This is a genomic window from Aquabacterium sp. A7-Y (assembly GCF_026153205.1).
Lineage (GTDB): Bacteria > Pseudomonadota > Gammaproteobacteria > Burkholderiales > Burkholderiaceae_C > Caldimonas.
Genome location: NZ_JAPFBW010000001.1, coordinates 285,186 through 303,758, shown reverse-complemented (window position 1 = coordinate 303,758; position 18,573 = coordinate 285,186). Strand labels below are relative to the sequence as shown.

At 67.8% G+C, this 18,573-nt stretch carries 16 protein-coding genes and 1 other RNA gene; 11 read left to right on the top strand and 6 right to left on the bottom strand.

Annotated elements, in window-relative coordinates; genetic code table 11:
• Positions 1–3 precede the first annotated feature (3 nt).
• From fliR to OOT46_RS01390, 4 genes are all read left to right on the top strand, one after another.
• Positions 4–792 carry a flagellar biosynthetic protein FliR gene (gene fliR / locus OOT46_RS01405; protein WP_265401788.1) on the top strand — a complete coding sequence of 263 codons (789 nt, stop codon included), beginning with the start codon at positions 4–6 and terminating at the stop codon, positions 790–792.
• Positions 785–1,915: an EscU/YscU/HrcU family type III secretion system export apparatus switch protein gene (locus tag OOT46_RS01400; protein ID WP_265401787.1), complete on the top strand. Its 1,131-nt coding sequence runs from the start codon at positions 785–787 to the stop codon at positions 1,913–1,915. The genes fliR and OOT46_RS01400 overlap by 8 nt, the downstream gene beginning before the upstream one ends.
• Before the next feature lie 13 nt (positions 1,916–1,928).
• Positions 1,929–4,016 carry a flagellar biosynthesis protein FlhA gene (gene flhA, locus OOT46_RS01395; protein ID WP_265401786.1) on the top strand — a complete coding sequence of 696 codons (2,088 nt, stop codon included), beginning with the start codon at positions 1,929–1,931 and terminating at the stop codon, positions 4,014–4,016.
• A 403-nt stretch (positions 4,017–4,419) separates the two neighbouring features.
• On the top strand, positions 4,420–6,201 hold the full coding sequence (locus OOT46_RS01390; RefSeq protein ID WP_265401785.1) for a M14 family metallopeptidase: 1,782 nt from the start codon (positions 4,420–4,422) through the stop codon (positions 6,199–6,201).
• 141 nt (positions 6,202–6,342) lie between these two features.
• Here the strand turns inward: OOT46_RS01390 and OOT46_RS01385 are convergent, their stop codons facing one another.
• On the bottom strand, positions 6,343–7,203 hold the full coding sequence (locus OOT46_RS01385; RefSeq protein WP_265401784.1) for a flagellin: 861 nt from the start codon (positions 7,201–7,203) through the stop codon (positions 6,343–6,345).
• Positions 7,204–7,468: 265 nt separating this feature from the next.
• On the opposite strand from OOT46_RS01385, the gene OOT46_RS01380 reads away from it, so the two are divergent.
• The 4 genes from OOT46_RS01380 (at position 7,469) to OOT46_RS01365 (ending at position 10,693) form a co-directional block, all read left to right on the top strand.
• The gene (locus OOT46_RS01380) at positions 7,469–7,633 is read left to right on the top strand and encodes a hypothetical protein (RefSeq protein ID WP_265401783.1); all 165 of its coding nucleotides are present in this window, start codon (positions 7,469–7,471) and stop codon (positions 7,631–7,633) included.
• 112 nt (positions 7,634–7,745) lie between these two features.
• Complete coding sequence (locus tag OOT46_RS01375) at positions 7,746–8,783, top strand: purine-nucleoside phosphorylase (RefSeq protein WP_265401782.1); 1,038 nt, start codon at positions 7,746–7,748, stop codon at positions 8,781–8,783.
• A gap of 84 nt (positions 8,784–8,867) precedes the next feature.
• On the top strand, positions 8,868–10,187 hold the full coding sequence (locus OOT46_RS01370; protein ID WP_265401781.1) for a hemolysin family protein: 1,320 nt from the start codon (positions 8,868–8,870) through the stop codon (positions 10,185–10,187).
• 2 nt (positions 10,188–10,189) lie between these two features.
• On the top strand, positions 10,190–10,693 hold the full coding sequence (locus OOT46_RS01365) for a hypothetical protein (protein ID WP_265401780.1): 504 nt from the start codon (positions 10,190–10,192) through the stop codon (positions 10,691–10,693).
• 3 nt (positions 10,694–10,696) lie between these two features.
• On the opposite strand, the gene OOT46_RS01360 is transcribed toward OOT46_RS01365, so the two are convergent.
• The 5 genes from OOT46_RS01360 to ompA all read right to left on the bottom strand — a co-directional run bounded on the left by OOT46_RS01360 (position 10,697) and on the right by ompA (position 13,871).
• On the bottom strand, positions 10,697–11,041 hold the full coding sequence (locus OOT46_RS01360) for a GGDEF domain-containing protein (protein WP_265401779.1): 345 nt from the start codon (positions 11,039–11,041) through the stop codon (positions 10,697–10,699).
• A gap of 236 nt (positions 11,042–11,277) precedes the next feature.
• Positions 11,278–11,636: a transfer-messenger RNA gene (gene ssrA, locus OOT46_RS01355) on the bottom strand.
• A 64-nt stretch (positions 11,637–11,700) separates the two neighbouring features.
• Entirely contained in the window at positions 11,701–12,405 is a 705-nt protein-coding gene (locus OOT46_RS01350) for an HAD family hydrolase (RefSeq protein ID WP_265401778.1), read from the bottom strand.
• Positions 12,402–13,109, bottom strand: coding sequence for a bifunctional 2-polyprenyl-6-hydroxyphenol methylase/3-demethylubiquinol 3-O-methyltransferase UbiG (gene ubiG, locus OOT46_RS01345; RefSeq protein ID WP_265401777.1), 708 nt, complete (start codon positions 13,107–13,109; stop codon positions 12,402–12,404). The genes OOT46_RS01350 and ubiG overlap by 4 nt, the downstream gene beginning before the upstream one ends.
• 114 nt (positions 13,110–13,223) lie before the next feature.
• Complete coding sequence (gene ompA / locus OOT46_RS01340; protein WP_265401776.1) at positions 13,224–13,871, bottom strand: outer membrane protein OmpA; 648 nt, start codon at positions 13,869–13,871, stop codon at positions 13,224–13,226.
• 278 nt (positions 13,872–14,149) lie between these two features.
• Between ompA and gyrA the strand changes: the two genes are divergently transcribed.
• From gyrA to serC, 3 genes are all read left to right on the top strand, one after another.
• A complete protein-coding gene (gene gyrA / locus OOT46_RS01335) occupies positions 14,150–16,792 on the top strand; it encodes a DNA gyrase subunit A (RefSeq protein ID WP_265401775.1) in 2,643 nt (880 codons plus the stop codon).
• Positions 16,793–16,884: 92 nt separating this feature from the next.
• A complete protein-coding gene (locus OOT46_RS01330) occupies positions 16,885–17,466 on the top strand; it encodes a DUF2059 domain-containing protein (protein WP_265401774.1) in 582 nt (193 codons plus the stop codon).
• A 7-nt stretch (positions 17,467–17,473) separates the two neighbouring features.
• Entirely contained in the window at positions 17,474–18,571 is a 1,098-nt protein-coding gene (gene serC / locus OOT46_RS01325; RefSeq protein WP_265401773.1) for a 3-phosphoserine/phosphohydroxythreonine transaminase, read from the top strand.
• The last annotated feature ends 2 nt before the right edge of the window (positions 18,572–18,573 follow it).

The window sequence follows — 18,573 nt, the reverse complement described above, 5'->3', positions numbered from 1 at the left end:
GCGATGGAGCTGATGTTCAGCCAGCTGGTGGCGCTGCTGAGCGCGTTGTGGTGGCCCTTCTGCCGCACGCTCGCGATGCTGTCGGCCGCGCCGGTGGTCGGCGAAGCGATGGTGCCGCCGGCGCCGCGCGTGCTGCTGGCACTGGTGCTGGCCGTGGTGCTGCTGCCGGCGGCGCAGCCGGCAGTGGCGATCGACGCCTTTTCGCTGCGCGGCGTGGCCGCGACCATCGAGCAGGCCCTGATCGGCTTCGGCCTCGGGCTGGCCTTCCATCTGACGATGGCGGTGGTGACGGTGCTCGGCTACATGGTGTCCTCGCAGATGGGCCTGTCGATGGCGCTGATGAACGACCCGATGAACGGCAGCTCCTCGGACGTGGTGTCCAGCCTGCTTTACATGTTGAGCATCCTGGTGTTTTTCGCGATCGACGGCCACCTGGTGCTGACCGGCGTACTCGGATCGAGCTTCAAGGCCTGGCCGGTCGGCAACGCCGGCATCCCCCTGGCGACCCTGCAGGGGCTGGCGCTGAATGTCGCCTGGGTGTTCTCGGCCGCGCTGCTGCTGGCGCTGCCGGTGATCTTCTCGACCGGCGTGGTGCAGCTGGGTTTCGGTTTCCTCAACCGCATCGCGCCCTCGCTCAACCTGTTTTCGCTCGGTTTCTCGGTGGTCACCCTGTTCGGCCTGTTCGTGCTGTCGCAAATGGTGCGTTTCATCCCCGAACACTATGTGCGGATGAGCGAGCGGGTGCTGCAGATGCTGCACCAGAGTCTGCAGGTCGGAGGGCCGCATGGCTGAGCCGGGCAGCGACGACAAGACCGAAAAGCCCTCACCGCAGAAGCTGCGCAAGTCGCGCGAGCAGGGCCAGGTGGCGCGCTCGCGCGACCTGCCGACGGTGGTGGGCATCCTCATCGCGCTCAAGCTCACGGTGCTGATGCTGCCCGGCTGGCTGGACGACTTCCGGCTGCTGTTCGCGCACGGCTTCGCCCACGTGGGCGGCGACGGTGCGCTGGACAACGCCTGGTCCACCGCCTTCTCGACCACCCTGCTGCTGCTCGTCAAGATGGTGCTGCCGCTGCTGGCGGTGCCGGCGACCCTGGTGGCGGCTTCGCTCTTTCCCGGCGGCTGGGTGTTCAGCACCGCAAGCATCGGCTTCAAGATGGAGCGCCTGAGCCCGATGAAAAACCTCGGCCGGCTGGCCGGCGGCAAGCACTGGAGCGATTTCGCCGTCTCGCTGCTGAAGGCCGGTCTGCTGGGCGCGGTGCTGTATCACGTGTCGCTGTCGACGCTGGGCGAACACCTGCGTGCCCCTTCGATGCCGTTGCCGCAGGCGCTCGCGCACGCGCTGGACCTGGCGCTCGACGGCGTGATGGCCCTGTGTGTCGTGTTCCTCGGTTTCGCCCTGCTGGACCTGCCGCTGCAGCGCTTCTTTTTCATGCAGAGCCAGCGCATGAGCAAGCGCGAGATCAAGGAAGAGCACAAGACCAGCGAAGGCCGGCCCGAGGTGCGCCAGCGCATCCGCCAGCTGCAGCAGCAGATCGCGCGGCGCAGCGTGCGCAAGACCGTGCCGACGGCCGACGTGGTGATCGTCAACCCCGAGCACTACGCGGTCGCACTGAAATACGACGAAGGCCGCGCGCAGGCGCCCTTCGTGGTCGCCAAGGGCGTGGACGAGATGGCGCTCTACATCCGTGCCGTGGCGGCCGAGCACCGGGTCGAGGTGGTGAGCCTGCCGCCGCTGGCACGCGCGATCTACAACACCAGCCAGGTGCACCAGCAGATCCCGGCCTCGCTCTACAAGGCGGTGGCGCATGTGCTGGGTTATGTGCTGCAGCTGCAGGCGTTCCGCGGCGGCAAGCGCAAGGCCGAGCCGCGCCTCCTGAGCAGCGCCGAACTCGATGTTCCGACCCATCTGACCTGAAGGCCAGACCGACATGAACTACCTGACCCAGGCGGTGGCGGAGTTGCGCCGCCACCGTTTCGCGATCCCGCTGTTCCTGTTCGCGATGCTCGGCATGGTGATCCTGCCGCTGCCGGGCGTGATGCTGGACGTGCTGTTCACGTTCAACATCGTGCTGTCGCTGATCGTCATCCTGGTCGCGGTGAGCAGCCGCCGGCCGCTGGACTTCTCGATCTTCCCGACGGTGATCCTCGCGACCACCCTGATGCGGCTGTTCCTCAACGTCGCGTCCACCCGGGTGGTGCTGCTCAAGGGCCACGAGGGCACCCACGTGGCCGGCCAGGTGGTGGAGGCCTTCGGCAATGTCGTGATCGGCGGCAACTTCGTCGTCGGCCTGGTGGTGTTCATCATCCTGATGATCATCAACTTCGTGGTGGTCACCAAGGGCGCGGAGCGCATCTCCGAGGTCTCGGCACGCTTCACGCTGGACGCGCTGCCCGGCAAGCAGATGGCGATCGACGCCGACCTGAACGCCGGGCTGATCAACCAGGAGAAGGCGCAGGCGCGGCGCCGCGAGGTGGCGACCGAGGCCGACTTCTACGGCGCGATGGACGGCGCCTCGAAGTTCGTGCGCGGCGACGCGATCGCCGGCATCCTGATCCTGGTGATCAACATGGTCGGCGGCGTGGCGATCGGCGCGCTGATGCACGACCTGTCCTTCGCCGACGCCTTCCGCCAGTACGCGCTGCTGACCATCGGCGACGGCCTGGTGGCGCAGATCCCGGCGCTGCTGCTGTCGGCCGCGGCGGCGGTGATCGTGACGCGCGTCAGCGATTCGGGCGACTTCGAGCAGCAGGTCTCGTCGCAGCTGCTCGCCTCGCCGAGCGTGCTCTACAGCGCGGCCGGCCTGATGGTGGCGCTGGCAGCGATCCCGGGCATGCCCTGGCTGACCTTCCTGTGTTTCGCGGCGGTGCTGGCCTTTGTCGGCTGGCGCATGAGCCAGCGGGCGGTGCGGCCGGCCGCCGAGGACGTGGCGGCGGTGCAGGCGGCCGTGCTGACCGAGCGTGCGCCCGAGCTGGACTGGAAAAGCCTGCCGGTGGTGGAGCCGATCTCGTTGACGGTGGGCTACAAGCTGGTGGGCCTGATCGACCCGGCGCAGGGTGCGCCGCTGAGCAAGCGGGTGCAGGGCCTGCGCCAGACGATGAGCGAATCGCTGGGCCTGCTGCTGCCGCCGATCGGCCTGCGCGACGACCTGACCTTGAAGCCCTCGCAGTATGCGGTGCTGTTGAGCGGCAACATCGTGGCCGAGGCCGAGGTGCATGCCGACCGCCTGATGGCCCTGCCCTCGCCGCAGGTGTGGGGCCAGCTGGACGGCATTCCGGGGATCGAGCCGGCCTACGGCCTGCCGGTAACCTGGATCACGCCGGAGGACAAGGCGCATGCGCTGGGGCTGGGGTACCAGGTGGTGGAGCCGCAGAGCGTGATCGCCACCCACTTGTCCAAGCTGATCCGCGAGCACCTGCCCGAGCTGCTGGGCCACGAGGACGTGCCGGCGCTGCTGGAGCGCCTGGCGGCGCTGGCGCCGAAGCTGGCCGCCGCGCTGGAGAAGGTGCTCAACCACAGCCAGCTGCTGAAGGTGTTCCGCGCGCTGCTGGCGGAGAACGTGCCGCTGAAGGACATCGTGCCGATCGCGACCACGCTGCTGGACAGCGCCGAGACGACCAAGGACCCGATCCTGCTGGCGGCCGAAGTGCGCTGCACCTTGCGGCGCGAGATCGTTGCGCAACTGTGCGGCCGTTCACCGGAGCTGAAGGTGTTCAGCCTGAGCGCCGAGCTGGAGAACATGCTGCTCGGCTCGCTGAACCAGGCCCGCCAGGCCGGCAAGGTGGCGCTCGACAACTACCCGGTGGACCCGCAGCTGCTGTCGCAGCTGCAGCTCAACATGCCGGCGGCCGCCGAGCAGATGAAACAGCAGTCGCTGCCGCCGCTGCTACTGGTGATGCCGCAGATCCGGCCCCTGCTGGCGCGTTATGCCAGGCTGTTCGCGCCGGGTATGAACGTGCTGTCCTACAACGAGATCCCGGAGCGGCGCGAGATCAGCATCGTCGGCACGCTCGGATAAAAATCCTCCGGATCGTCCCGAAGCCCTTGTTCCGGCGGCGGTGTCCCCTCGGTGCTCGTTGCAGTCGACGACACAGGTAACACTCCTGCGCCACTCCCATGCTGCCGGTGACAGACCCCCGGTCTCGCCGATCGGCCTTTTCGTGCCGGCGCCCCCAGTCCCATCAAGGGACACCGCGACTGCGTCGGCCGAAACTCCACACAGCTTTCGTCGAGGGCGCGGCAGCATACGCTTACCCTCGTTCCTGATCTGTATCCACCGATGACATTCGGGGCCGATCCCCCGATTCCCTGTCTCACCTTCGAGAATGCCTGTGCCTGGTCAGGGCCCCGTTCACAAAGCGGGGCCTGCCGCCCCTTGACACCTTCGCCGGGCGGCCGGGCATCAACCTGAAGGGGACAACATGAACAAGTTCAGCCGCACCCGACTCTGCGGAACGCTGGCTGCGGCCGGCTTGGCCGCGATGGCGGCAGCGCCGACGCTGGCCGCTCAGGGCCACGATCATGGCCGGGAAACCATGCGCCAGCTGCGCCAGCAGGAACAGCAGCGGGTCGAGATCTACAAGGCCTGGTTCCCGGACCGCGCCACCGCACGCAAGGCCGCCATCAGCTTCCACGCCCAGCTGCTCGAAGCCAACTACAACGGCGGCTTCCTGGTACTGGAACTCGACGGCGCCGACATCGCCAAGCTGCAGCGTTTCGGCTTCCGCATCGAGCACGCGCCGGACTACGTCGCCAAACGCGACGAGTTCGTGCGGGCCATCGAGGCCGCCGCGGCGCAGCGCAAGAGCGGCATCGCCGCGGATGCCGCCGGCGACGTCGGCATCGCGGCCATCCCGGGCTTCGCCTGCTATCCCACCGTCGAGGAAACCTTCGCGATCGGCGACCGGCTGGTCACCAGCCAGCCTCGGCTGGCCAGCTGGGTCGACATCGGCGACTCCTGGGAGAAGACCAAGGGGATCGGCGGCTACGACATGCGCGTGCTGAAGCTGACCAACACCCGCGTGACCGGCAGCAAGCCCAAGCTGTTCATCAACGCCGCGATCCACGCCCGCGAGTACACCACGGCGCCGCTGGCGACCTATTTCGCGCGCTGGCTGGTTGAATACTACGGCCGCCACGCCGACGCCACCTGGATCCTGGACCACAACGAGGTGCACATCCTGCTGCACGCCAACCCCGACGGACGCAAGAAAGCCGAAGGCGGCGTGCTCTGGCGCAAGAACACCAACACGGCCTATTGCGGCCCGCGCAGCAACCGCCGGGGCGCCGACCTGAACCGCAACTTCAGCTTCAGCTGGAACAGCACCGGCGGCGAAGGCTCCAGCGGCAACCAGTGCGACGAGACCTACCGCGGCAGCGGCCCGGGCTCCGAGCCGGAGGTGCAGGCCATCGAGCGTTACATCCGCGCCTTGTGGCCGGACCGCCGCGGGCCCAACTTGGGCGACGCGGCACCGCGCGACACCAGCGGCATCCACCTCGACATCCACAGCTACAGCGAGCTGGTGCTGTGGCCCTGGGGCACCACCGACACACCCTCGGGCAACGCGAGCGACCTGCAGACCCTGGGCCGGCGTTTCGCCTGGTTCAACGGCTACACCCCGCAGCAGTCCATCGGTCTCTACCCGACCGACGGCACCAGCGACGGCCCCAGCTATGGGGAGCTGGGCGTCGCGGCCTTCACCTTCGAGCTCGGCACCAGCTTCTTCCAGAGCTGCGCCGACTACAACGGCACCATCCGGCCTGACAACTTCAAGGCCCTGGTGTACGCGGCCAAGGTGGTGCGCGCGCCCTACGTCCTGCCCTCCGGGCCCGACGCCGACGAACTGACGCTGGACGGCGAGCGTTTCGCCAAGCGTGTTGCGCCAGGCGCATCGGTGCAACTGGCGGCCAGCGTCAGCGACCTGCGCTTCAACAACAGCAACGGCACCGAGCCGACGCAGAACATCGCCGGCGCCGATGCCTACATCGACACGCCGCCTTGGGCGGCGGGCGCGGTCGCCGTGCCGTTGCAGGCGGCTGACGGCCGCTACGACGAGAAGACCGAAGCGGTGCGCGGCACGCTGTCCAGCAACGGCCTGAGCAATGGCCGGCACATTGTCTATGTGCAGGCACGCGACGCCTCGGGCCAGAAGGGCCCGGTCTCGGCGATCTTCCTGGACGTCGGCGGCAGCAACGCGCAGTAAGCCGTCGGGCAGGCGAGCCCGGGACGCCTCGATGTCCCGGACTCCAAAAAGAAACAGGCCGGGCACCAAAGCGCCCGGCCTGTTTTTTTGCTGGCGTCCAGCGCGACAGGCGCCGCCAGGCGCCCGCTGCGTTGTCGACGATTACTGCATCAGCGACAGGACCAGCTGCGACATGCTGTTGCTCTGCTTCAGCATCGAGGTGCTGGCCTGCAGCAGCATCTGCTTGGAGGTCATGTTGGCGGTTTCGGTCGCGTAGTCGACGTCCACGATGCGGCCACGCGCGGCTTCGGCGTTGGTGCTCATGTTGGACAGGTTGTTGTGGACGTGGTTCAGGCGGTTGGCCGCGGCACCCAGAGCCGAGCGCACGGTGCCGACCTTGTCCAGCGCAGTGGCGATGGTGCCGATCATGGCGTTGGCGCCGCCGCCCGTCAGCTCGGCGCCGGTCGCGGCAGCCGTGTAGTTCGCGCTGACGCCCGCGAAGGCGGTCTCGAGGTCGGCCAGGCCCGTGGTCACGTCCACCGTCATCGTTTCGGCCGAGGCCGAGCCGATCTGGAAGTTCACGGCGGCGGTCAGCTTGCCGGTGCCGCTCTTCATCACCGATTCACCGCCGAAGGTGGTGTTGTTCATGATGTTGGCGACTTCCAGGCCCAGCGCGTCGAACTCGGCTTGCATGGCGGTCTTGTCGGCGGCGGTGGTCGAACCGTTGGCGCTTTCGGTGGCCAGGTCCTTCATGCGCAGCAGGATGTTGGTGATCTCGCTGAAGGCGCCTTCGGCGGTCTGCAGCATCGAGATGCCGTTCTGCGTGTTGCGCATCGCCACGGCCATGCCGCGGGTCTGGCCGTTCAGGCGGGTGGCGATCTGCAGGCCGGCGGCGTCGTCCATCGCCGAGTTGATGCGGAAGCCGGTGCCCAGGCGGGTCATCGAGGTGGTCAGCGCGCCTTGTGTGTTGCTGAGGGCGGACTTGGTGGACAGGGCAGCGGCGTTGGTGTGCAGGCTGAGCATGGTGGAACTCCGGTTGGGTTTGAACAGCAGGGGGAGCAACTGTCATCCCCTCTGCCTGTACAAGGCGGCGGCCTGCGCGCGGAACTTAAATGGCCGACCCGTCCCGGCCCCTGGAAATAACCCTGAGGTCTTCATCCGCCGCATGGCGGGTGCAATAGTGCACACCTTGAAGCGCCGCAGCCACGCATGGCATCCGCATTGCTCCCTTTCCGGGAAGGCGAGGGCCGGCCGCAGCGGCCGCCGGCACCCCGCGCAGGAGTTGCCCATGAAGCTCAGCCACGCCACCCCCACGCCAAAACACGAACCGGTCTCGCCCAGGGTCTTGCCCGGGCAACCCGAGGAAGATCCGATCCCGCCCGAGATGGCGCCGGACGAGGAGCTGCCGCAGATGCCCCACCCCGAGCCGGAGGCGCCGCTCCCCCGGCGTTGAAGCGACGGCCCCTGCAGACATCTTGACACGGCCGGCCGCCCTGCCCCTCGCTACGCTGCGGCTGCATGCTGCCGCCGAGGGGGCGGCACGGCTTCCAAGGAGTTGAGTCAAGATGAAGCTCGGTACAAGAACCCTCGGCCGCCTGCTGGCGGCCGTCCTGCTGGCCGCCGGGGCCGCCGCCCAGGCCACCGACACGCCGCGTCCGCTCAAGGTCCTCATCATCTCGATGTTCGAGCCCGAGGCCGCGCCCTGGATCGATCCCTTCGTGCTGACCGAGAAGATCCGCGTGCCCGGCCTCTCGCAGGACGCGCCGGAGTTGCGCTGCAACACCGACGACGTCTGCCTGCTCACCACCGGAATGGGCCACGCCAATGCGGCGGCGTCCACGCTGGCGGTCACGCTCGACCCGCGGTTCGACCTGCGCAAGACCTATTTCCTGATCGCAGGCATCGCCGGCATCGACCCCGCGCGCGGCACGCTGGGCACCGCCGCCTGGGCGCGCTGGCTGGTCGACGTCGGCATCGCGCACGAGATCGATGCGCGTGAGATGCCGCGCCATTGGCGCAGCGGCTACTTCGGCATCATGACCAAGGGGCCGGGCGAAAAACCGAAGTTCGACTACCGGACCGAAGCCTTCCAGCTCGACGAGGCGCTGCTGCAGAAGGCGCTGGCCCTCAGCCGCGATGTGGCCCTGGAAGACAGCGATGCCGCGCGCGCCTACCGCAAGCGTTACCCCTTCCCGCCGGCCAACCAGCCGCCGCGCGTGACCCAGTGCGACACGCTGGGCGGCGACACCTGGTGGCACGGCCACCGGCTCGGCCAGCACGCGCGCGACTGGACCCGGCTGCTCAGCGATGGCCAGGCCACCTACTGCACCACCCAGCAGGAAGACAATGCGACCTACAACGCGCTGGCGCGCGCCGCGGCGGCCGGCAAAGTGGACCTCAAGCGCCTGGCGGTGCTGCGCACCGGCTCCAATTTCGACCGGCCGCATCCGGGCCAGAATGCCTATGCGTCGCTGATGGCGTCGACCGAGGGCAGCACCGGTGGTTTCATGCCCGCCACCCGCAACCTCGCCAAGGTCGGTGGCGCGCTGGTGCGCGACATCGTCGCACGCTGGTCGGTGTGGGAGCACGGCGTGCCGCGCTGACCCCCGGCCATCGCCCCCCGGCACCGCGCCTGCTGGTGCTCGGGGTTGCCCCCCCAACCACGCCGCCGGCCGGCGCTGCCCCTCATGGAAATCGCCTTGCTTTTTGGCTTGATCCTGCTCAACGGCGTTTTCGCCATGTCCGAAATAGCGTTGGTGACCTCGCGCAAGTCACGCCTGCAACGCCTGGTGGACGAGGGCGACGGCGCGGCCGCCGCGGCGCTCGAGCTGGGCGAGGACCCGACCCGCTTCCTGTCCACGGTGCAGATCGGCATCACCTCGATCGGCGTGCTCAACGGCATCGTCGGCGAGTCCGCGCTGGCCGGGCCGCTGGCGCGCTGGCTGCAGCAGGCCTGGGGCATCGCGGCCGAGACCAGCGAAGTGGCCGCCACGGCCTTGGCGGTGGTGCTGATCACCTATTTCTCCATCGTGCTGGGCGAGCTGCTGCCCAAGCGCATCGGGCAGCTCAATCCGGAGCCCATTGCCCGCCGGGTGGCCGGGCCCATGCTGGGGCTGGCAACGCTGGCCCGGCCTTTCGTGCGGCTGCTCGCGGGCTCGGTGCAACTGCTGATGAAACTGCTGCGCATCCGCGACCAGCCGTCCCATCCGGTGACCGAGGAGGACATCCGTGCGATGCTGGCCGAAGGCTCGCATGCCGGTGTCATCGAGCACCACGAGCACCAGATGGTGCGCAATGTGTTCCAGCTCGACGAGCGCCATATCACCGCGCTGATGGTGCCGCGCTCGGCGATCGAGTACCTTGATGTCGAGGAACCCCTCGAGCTGAGCCTGCGCAAGCTCGAAGCGGCCGAGCACAGCCGCTACCCGGTCTGCGAGGGCGGACTGGCCCGCGTGCTCGGTTTCGCCAACGCCCGTCAGCTGCTGGCCCAGACCCTGCGCGGCGAACAGCCCCGGCTGACGCTGGACATGCAGCCGGCGGTGTATGTGCCCGAGACCCTCACCGGCATGGAACTGCTCGACAACTTCCGCTCGACCAACACCCATTTCGCGCTGGTGATCGACGAATACGGCGAGGTGCAGGGCCTGGTGACCCTGCAGGACGTGCTGGAAGCCATCACCGGCGAGTTCAAGCCGCACCGCGCCGAGGACGCCTGGGCCGTGCAGCGCGAGGACGGGTCCTGGCTGGTCGACGGCCTGATCCCCAACCACGAGCTGAAGGAGCGCCTGGGACTGGACCAGCTGCCCGAGGAGCAGCGCGGCCGCTACAACACGCTCAGCGGCATGCTCATGCTGTTGCAGGGCAAGCTGCCGCAGACCGGCGACGTGGTGCACTGGCAGGACTGGACGTTCGAGATCGTCGACATGGACAACAAGCGCATCGACAAGGTGCTCGCGAGGCGGACACCGGACGAGACGCCGGTCTCGCTGACCGCTGCCGAGGAATGAGCATGGCATCGGCGCGCCGAGGCCGGGACCGCAGCGTCAGCGCCGCCTGGGCCGCGGTGCAGCTGTTCACCCTGGCCCTGGCCATGGGTTGCCAGGACGGCTACCCCGAGGGTGAAGACGCGTTCGGTCCGCCTCCGCCGCAAAGCGCCGGTGAACGGCTGCGCGAACTCAACACGCTGGGCAGTGAGGACGCGGCGGGGGCGGCCTGGCGCTACACGCTCACCGACCCCTGCGCCTTCAGCACGGTGCAGCGCCGCGGCGAGCACGTGCAGGCGTCCTTCGAGGTGCCACTGCTGGACAGCCGCGTCAGCGTGCGCACCGACCACGACGCGGGCCTGCACCATGTCGAGGCCGAGGCGGTGCAGCGAGCCGGCGCCCCCACGGCCCCCATCACTGGTCCGCGCCTGCTCTACAGCGCCGAACGGCACATGGACGCCGCGGTCTTCGCCGCTCACCTGCGGGCGCTGCAGCGCGAGTGCGCGAGGTCGACCCGGGCCCCGCGCTGAGCCTCAGGCGAGTGCGGGCCCCGCCGCCAACCCGGCGACGCAGTTGCGACCGGCGGGCTTGGCCTGGTAGAGCGCGGCATCGGCCGCCTGGATGAGCTCACGCGGCCCCACCCGTTCCGCTTGCTGGAGTGTGGCCGCCCCAATGCTCACCGAGACCGTGCTGCCGGGCGGCTCGGCGGCTGGCAGCTCCAGCGCCGCCACCGCGGCACGGATGCGCTCGGCGACCACCAGGGCGCCGTCCAGCGGGGCATCGGGCAGGATCACCGCGAACTCCTCGCCGCCATAGCGCGCCACCCGGTCGCCTGGCGGATGGCGCGCTACTTCTTCGGGCGGCGGCCCCGCTGCCACGGAGCAAGGCAGGGGACGAGCGGCACCAGCCCGGTGCGAGGTATACCCGGAGGCGCGCGGTGGAGGGAGCCTTGGAACCCACAATAAGGTTCGCCGAAGAAGCGCCGACAGGGGCGGCGCCCTCCGCGTGTCGGCTGATCCAGCAAGAAAAAAGGCCCAGGACTCGAAAAATCGAGCGCCCTGGGCCTTCATGGCTGCATGAAGTGCTGCAGATCAGCACTTCATGCAGCCGGAGGTGGTGGAGCCGGCGGGAATTGAACCCGCGTCCGCAAGCCATCCTCAGGCAGATCTACATGCTTAGCTCACTGCTTTGGTTCTTACGCCGCGGTCGCGCAGGAGCACGCTACCAACGACGCCAGTCACTAGATCTCGTCCTGGGTCGAGTGACCCGGCTCAGGACCAGCCGATATGAATGACCTCTCAGCCCTTGCGGGCCCGGCCTATCGGCCAACCGTTGAGAGGCTCACCGGTGTTAAGCGGCGAGGGCGAAACGTTCGTCGTTCGCAGTTACTTTGATCCAGTGGATTTACGAGCGTACTGGTGCTCGGCATGCACCGCTCTGATTCCGCACCCACGTCGAAACCAGGTCGGCCCCGTGTTCGCTATTGTAGATCGGGTGCGCCGCCCCGCTTTCAAGGGGGCGCCCACAAACTTCTTCGTCAGCGAACTTCTTGCGCAATACCGACCAGCGGCAGCAGCGCCGCCACCCGCTCGATGACGGCATCCGCCTCCCAGGCCGCGAGGTCCGGCTCCTGGCCCAGGTAGCCGTAGGCCGCGGCAACGACCGGCATGCCGGCCGCCCGCGCCGCCTGCACATCGCGCAGGTCATCGCCGACGTAGATGGCGTCCTCGGGACGGATCTTCAAGCGGCGGCAGGCCTCGAGCAAAGGCTCGGGATGCGGCTTGGGATGCGGCGTCGTGTCGCCCGCGATGACGACCGCGGCGGCCTCGAGCCCGAGGCCGCGCAGCACCGGCCCGGTGAAGCGCATCGCCTTGTTGGTGACGACACCCCAGGCGATGCCGGCAGCCGCCAGCGCTGCCAGCAAGGCGGGCACCCCGTCGAACAGGGTCGAGTCGACGTCGAGCGCCGCCTCGTACTCGGCCAGGAACTCGTCGCGCAGCGCCGGGTAGTCGGGGTCGTCGACCGAGAGGCCGAGGCCGACCGCCAGCATGCCGCGCGCACCGGCCGAGGCGACCGGGCGCAACTGCTCCAGCGGCAGCGCCGGCAAACCACGCCGCCCGCGCAGGCGGTTCAAGGCGCCACCCAGGTCGGGTGCGGTATCGGCCAGCGTGCCGTCGAGGTCGAACAGCACCGCACGCGGTGCCCAGGGTGCCGGCATCCGTCGGGAAGAAACCTCACTCATGTTTTGCGGCAAGCCAGGAGATAGTTGACGCTGGTATCGCCCGACAGCCAATAGCGCTGCGTCAGCGGGTTGTATTCCATGCCACGGGTCTCCACGACATCCAGCCCCGCCTCGCGGCACCAGCGCGCCAGCTCGCTGGGTCGGATGAATTTGCCGTATTCGTGGGTTCCCTTCGGCAATAAATTCAGCAGGTATTCAGCACCGAGGATCGCGAACAGGAAAGCCTTGGCGTTGCGGTTCAGGGTCGAGAAGAACAGCCAGCCGCCGGGTTTGACCAGCGTGCTGGCCGCATGCACGATGGACGAGGGGTCGGGCACGTGCTCCAGCATCTCCATGCAGGTCACCACGTCGAACTGCGCGGGCTGCTCCGCGGCCAGCGCCTCGGCCGCGACCTCGCGGTATTCGAGGTTCTGCGTGCCGGCTTCCATCGCATGCAGCATCGCCACCTTCAGCGCCTTGCCGGCGAGGTCGATGCCCAGCACGCTGGCGCCCTTGCGCGCCATCGAGTCGCTGAGAATGCCGCCGCCGCAGCCGATGTCGACCACCCGTTTGCCGTCCAGCCGCGCCTGCCTGTCTATCCACTCCAGGCGCAGCGGGTTGATGCGGTGCAAGGGCTTGAACTCGCTCTCAGGGTCCCACCAGCGGTGGGCCAGCTCGCTGAACTTGGCCAGCTCCTGGGGATCGGCATTGGTCGCTTGGGTCATGGCTGTGGATTGTGCCTTGAAGACCGCGGAGGCCGGTGCGCAGGCCACAGGCCGTCGGCGCTTGCAGACGAAAAAAAACCCCGCCGTGGCGGGGTTTCTTGAGGAGAAGGGAGATCACTGACGGTTGCGGGTGCCCACCACTTCGATCTCGACGCGGCGGTTCTTCGCACGACCTTCGGAGGTCTTGTTGTCGGCCACGGGCTGCTTCTCGCCCTTGCCTTCCGTGTAGACGCGGTTCTTTTCGATGCCCTTGCTGACCAGATAGGCCTTCACGGCTTCGGAGCGCTTGACGGCCAGCTTCTGGTTGTAGGCATCGCTGCCGACGGAGTCGGTGTGACCCACGGCGATGACAACTTCCAGGTTGATGCCACTCATCTTGCTGACCAGGTCGTCGAGCTTGGCGCGGCCTTCCGGCTTCAGCACGGACTTGTTGAAGTCGAAGAAGGCGTCAGCGGCGAAGGTGACCTTCTCGCTGGTCGGAGCAGCGGGGACGGGAGCGGGAGTGGGCGCAGGAGCGGGAGCCGGGGCGGGGGCGGCGACAGGTGCCGGAGCCGGGGCCGGGGCGGCAGCCTTCAGGGCGCCGTCGCAACGCTGGTCAGCGGTCGCGGGGGTCCAGGTGGCATCGCGCCAGCACAGTTCATTGGTGCCGTTCTTCCACACGTTGCCATCGACGTTGCGCCAGTTGTCGACGGATTGAGCCAGGGCACCAGAAGCCAATGCGGCCGAGGCAAACAGCATCGCCACTTTGTTGAGTTTGTTCATGTTTCTCCTCTCAAGAAAAGCCGCAGAGTCACTGCGTAAACGTCCATTAAAAGATCGGACGGCTTAAGGAAACGCACGGTTACGCGCGGGTTTCGCTACCGACAAATCATTGTGCCATAGCACGTCACATGGACAAGTTTTTGTCTATAGGGTGCGGTACGCGGGCCGACCCTGTTGCGTCACGGCCACAACAACCCCCATTTAGAATGTTGGGTTCTGGCGTTTAACGCCAGCGCCATCGAGCGCCCGCCCCTTGCTTCGTCGATTTCAGGGATCGCATGACTCAGTTCGCTAAAGAAACCCTCCCCATCAGTCTTGAAGAAGAGATGCGGCGTTCGTATCTCGATTACGCGATGAGCGTGATCGTCGGGCGGGCCCTCCCCGACGCCCGGGACGGACTGAAGCCGGTGCACCGCCGGGTCCTGTTCGCGATGCACGAGCTGAACAACGACTGGAACCGACCCTACAAGAAGTCGGCCCGTATCGTCGGCGACGTGATCGGTAAATACCACCCGCACGGCGACTCCGCGGTCTACGACACCATCGTGCGCATGGCGCAGGACTTTTCGCTGCGCCACATGCTGGTCGACGGCCAGGGCAACTTCGGTTCGGTCGACGGCGACAACGCTGCGGCGATGCGCTACACCGAGATCCGACTGGCCAAGATCGCGCACGAGATGCTGGCCGACATCGACAAGGAAACGGTCGACTTCGGCCCCAACTACGACGGCTCGGAGAAGGAGCCGCTGGTGCTGCCGACGCGGCTGCCCAACCTGCTCGTCAACGGCTCGGCCGGCATCGCGGTCGGCATGGCCACCAACATCCCGCCGCACAACCTCAATGAGGTGGTCGACGCCTGCCTGCACCTGCTCAAGAGCCCCGAGGCCTCGATCGACGAGCTGATGGAGATCATCCCGGCGCCCGACTTCCCGACCGCCGGCATCATCTACGGCCTGTCGGGCGTGCGCGATGGCTACCGAACCGGCCGCGGCCGCGTCGTGATGCGGGCGCGCTGCCACTTCGAGGACATCGACAAGGGCGCGCGCCAGGCCATCATCGTCGACGAGATCCCCTACCAGGTGAACAAGAAGAACCTGCTGGAGCGGATCGCCGAGCTGGTCAACGAGAAGAAGATCGAGGGCATCAGCCACATCCAGGACGAGTCCGACAAGTCGGGCATGCGGGTCGTCATCGAGCTCAAGCGCGGCGAGGTGCCCGAGGTCGTGCTCAACAACCTCTACAAGCAGACCCAGCTGCAGGACACCTTCGGCATCAACATGGTGGCCCTGATCGACGGCCAGCCGAAACTCTGCAACCTGAAGGACCTGCTGGCGATCTTCCTGGAACACCGCCGCGAGGTGGTGACCCGCCGCACCGTCTACGAGCTGCGCAAGGCGCGCGAGCGCGGTCACGTGCTGGAAGGTCTGGCGGTGGCGCTGGCCAACATCGACGAGTTCATCGCCATCATCAAGAACTCGCCCACTCCGCCCATCGCGCGCCAGGAGCTGATGAGCCGCTCCTGGGACTCCTCGATGGTGCGCGAGATGCTGGCGCGCGCCTCGGACAGCGAGGCCGGCCGCGCCGCCTATCGGCCCGAAGGCCTGCCGGCGAACTACGGCCTGCAGCCCGACGGGCTCTACCGCCTGTCGGACGACCAGGCCGGCGAGATCCTGCAGATGCGCCTGCAGCGCCTGACCGGACTGGAGCAGGACAAGATCATCGGCGAGTACAAGGAGGTCATGGCCCACATCGCCGACCTGCTGGACATCCTGGCCAAGCCCGAGCGCGTGACCTTCATCATTTCCGAGGAGCTCACCGCGATCAAGCAGGAGTTCGGCCAGACCAAGGTCGGCGCCCGCCGCAGCGTGGTCGAGCACAACGCCCAGGAGCTCGACACCGAGGACCTGATCGCACCGACCGACATGGTCGTGACGCTCAGCCACACCGGCTACATCAAGAGCCAGCCGCTGGCCGAGTACCGCGCCCAGCGGCGCGGCGGCCGCGGCAAGCAGGCCACGGCGACCAAGGAAGACGACTGGATCGACCAGCTTTTCATCGCCAACACGCACGACTACATCCTCTGCTTCAGCAACCGCGGCCGGGTCTACTGGCTCAAGGTCTGGGAGGTGCCGCAGGGCTCGCGCAACTCGCGCGGCCGGCCCATCGTCAACATGTTCCCGCTGCAGCAGGGCGAGAAGATCAACGTGGTGCTGCCGCTGACCGGCGAGTTCCGCAGCTTCCCGGCCGATCACTACGTCTTCATGTGCACCGCCCAGGGCACCGTGAAGAAGACCGCGCTGGACGAGTTCAGCAACCCGCGCAAGGCCGGCATCATTGCGGTGGACCTCGACGAGGGCGATTTCCTGATCGGCGCAGCCCTGACCGACGGCAAGCACGACGTGATGCTGTTCAGCGACGGCGGCAAGGCGGTGCGCTTCGACGAGAACGACGTGCGCTCGATGGGCCGCCAGGCCCGCGGCGTGCGCGGCATGACCATGGAGGAAGGCCAGAGCGTGATTGCGATGCTGGTCGCCGAGGACGAGTCCCAGAGCGTGCTGACCGCCACCGAGAACGGCTACGGGAAGCGCACCTCCATCGTCGAGTACACCCGCCACGGGCGGGGAACCAAAGGCATGATCGCGATCCAACAGTCAGAGCGCAACGGCAAGGTGGTGGCAGCCACGCTGGTGCGCCCCGAGGACGAGATCATGCTGATCACCGACAAGGGGGTGCTGGTGCGCACCCGGGTGTCGGAGATCCGCGAGCTGGGCCGCGCCACGCAAGGGGTCACCCTGATCGCGCTGGATGACGGCTCCAAGCTCAGCGGCCTGCAGCGCATCGTCGAAAACGACGCCGCCGTCACGGCGGCCGACGCGGGCGGCGACGACGCCGCCGGTGCCGAGGGCGCGCCACAGGAGTGAGCGCCCGCCCCTCGGCGGCGTCTTCCAACACGCCACGCGGCGCGCAGCAGACGCGCGCCGCGCATGGCACAGTTCAACTTCAGGAGGCTTACATGTCCACGTCCCGCGTCCTCGCCTGTTCCGCGCTGGTGCTCGCCCTGGGGGGCCTTGCAGTGCCCGCGCAGGCCCAGACCAAAAAGGAGCTGGTCCAGAAGCTGCTGCAGATGCAGCAGCCTGCCGTCGAGAACATGGCACGCCGCATCGCCGAGCAGCCCGCGGTCGAGCTGATGCAGGAGGCCGGCCGCCTGCTCAAGACCCAGGTGCCCGAGGCCAAGCGCCAGGAGGTCGCGAAGGCCATCGAGGCCGACCTGAAGAAGTACGCCGAGCAGGCCACCCCGCTGGTACGTGACAAGGCCCTCAAGCTGGCCCCCACCACGCTCGGTTCGGCGCTCGAAGAGAAGTTCAGCGAGGACGAACTCAAGCAGGTGATCGCGTGGCTGGAATCCCCGGCCTATAAAAAGTACCAGCAGGTGCTGCCCGAGGTCGAACGCAACCTGACCCAGAAGCTGGTCGAGGAGACCCGTCCCGCCGTCGAGCCCAAGATCCGGACACTGCAGGCCAGCATCCGCAAACACCTGGGCCTGCCGGACCAGCCACCCGCCACGCCCGCCGCGGGCGCCAAGCCGAAGAAGTAAGGACCCCATGAACCGGAACCGCCCCTACAACTTTTCCGCCGGGCCGGCCACCCTGCCGCCCGAAGTGCTGGAGCAGGCCGCGCACGAGATGCTCGACTGGCACGGCAGCGGCATGAGCGTGATGGAAATGAGCCACCGCGGCCGCGAGTTCATGTCCATCCGGGACCAGGCCGAGACCGACCTGAGGGAACTGCTGGCGGTTCCGCCCCACTTCAAGGTGCTGTTCATGCAGGGCGGCGGCCTGGCCGAGAACGCCATCGTGCCGATGAACCTGTCGCGCGGCGGCCGGGCCGATTTCGTCGTCACCGGCAGCTGGTCGCAGAAGTCTTACAAGGAAGCCAGGCGCTACTGCACGCCGGCGCTGGCCGCGAGCAACGAGGCCGACCACCACACCCGCCTGCCCGACCCGGCAGGCTGGAAGCTGGACCCGCAGGCCGCCTATGTGCACATCTGCACCAACGAGACCATCCACGGCGTCGAGTTCAACCAACTGCCCGACCTCAAGGCGCTCGGCAGCGATGCGCCGCTGGTCATCGACTGCTCCTCCCACGTCGCCACCCGCGCGATCGACTGGACCCGCGTGGGTCTGGCCTTCGCCGGCGCGCAGAAGAACATCGGCCCGGCCGGCCTCACCCTGGTGATCGTGCGCGAGGATCTGCTGGGTCACGCGCTGCCGGTCTGCCCGTCGGCCTTCGACTACAAGACGGTCGCCGACAACCAGTCGATGTACAACACGCCGCCGACCTACGCGATCTACCTGGCCGGGCTGGTGTTCCAGTGGCTCAAGCGCCAGGGGGGCGTCGCCGCGATGGAGGCGCGCAACATCGCCAAGGCCACGCTGCTGTACGACTACATCGACGCCTCGGGTTTCTACCGCAACACCGTGGCGCCGGAGTGCCGCTCGCGCATGAACGTGCCCTTTTTCCTGGCCGACGAGGCGCACAACGAGGCCTTCCTGGCCGGCGCCAGGGAGCGCGGGCTGCTGCAGCTCAAAGGCCACAAGAGCGTCGGCGGCATGCGCGCCAGCCTCTACAACGCGATGCCCCTGGCCGGCGTGCAGGCGCTGGTGGACTACATGCGAGAATTTGCTGCTCGCCATGGCTGAAA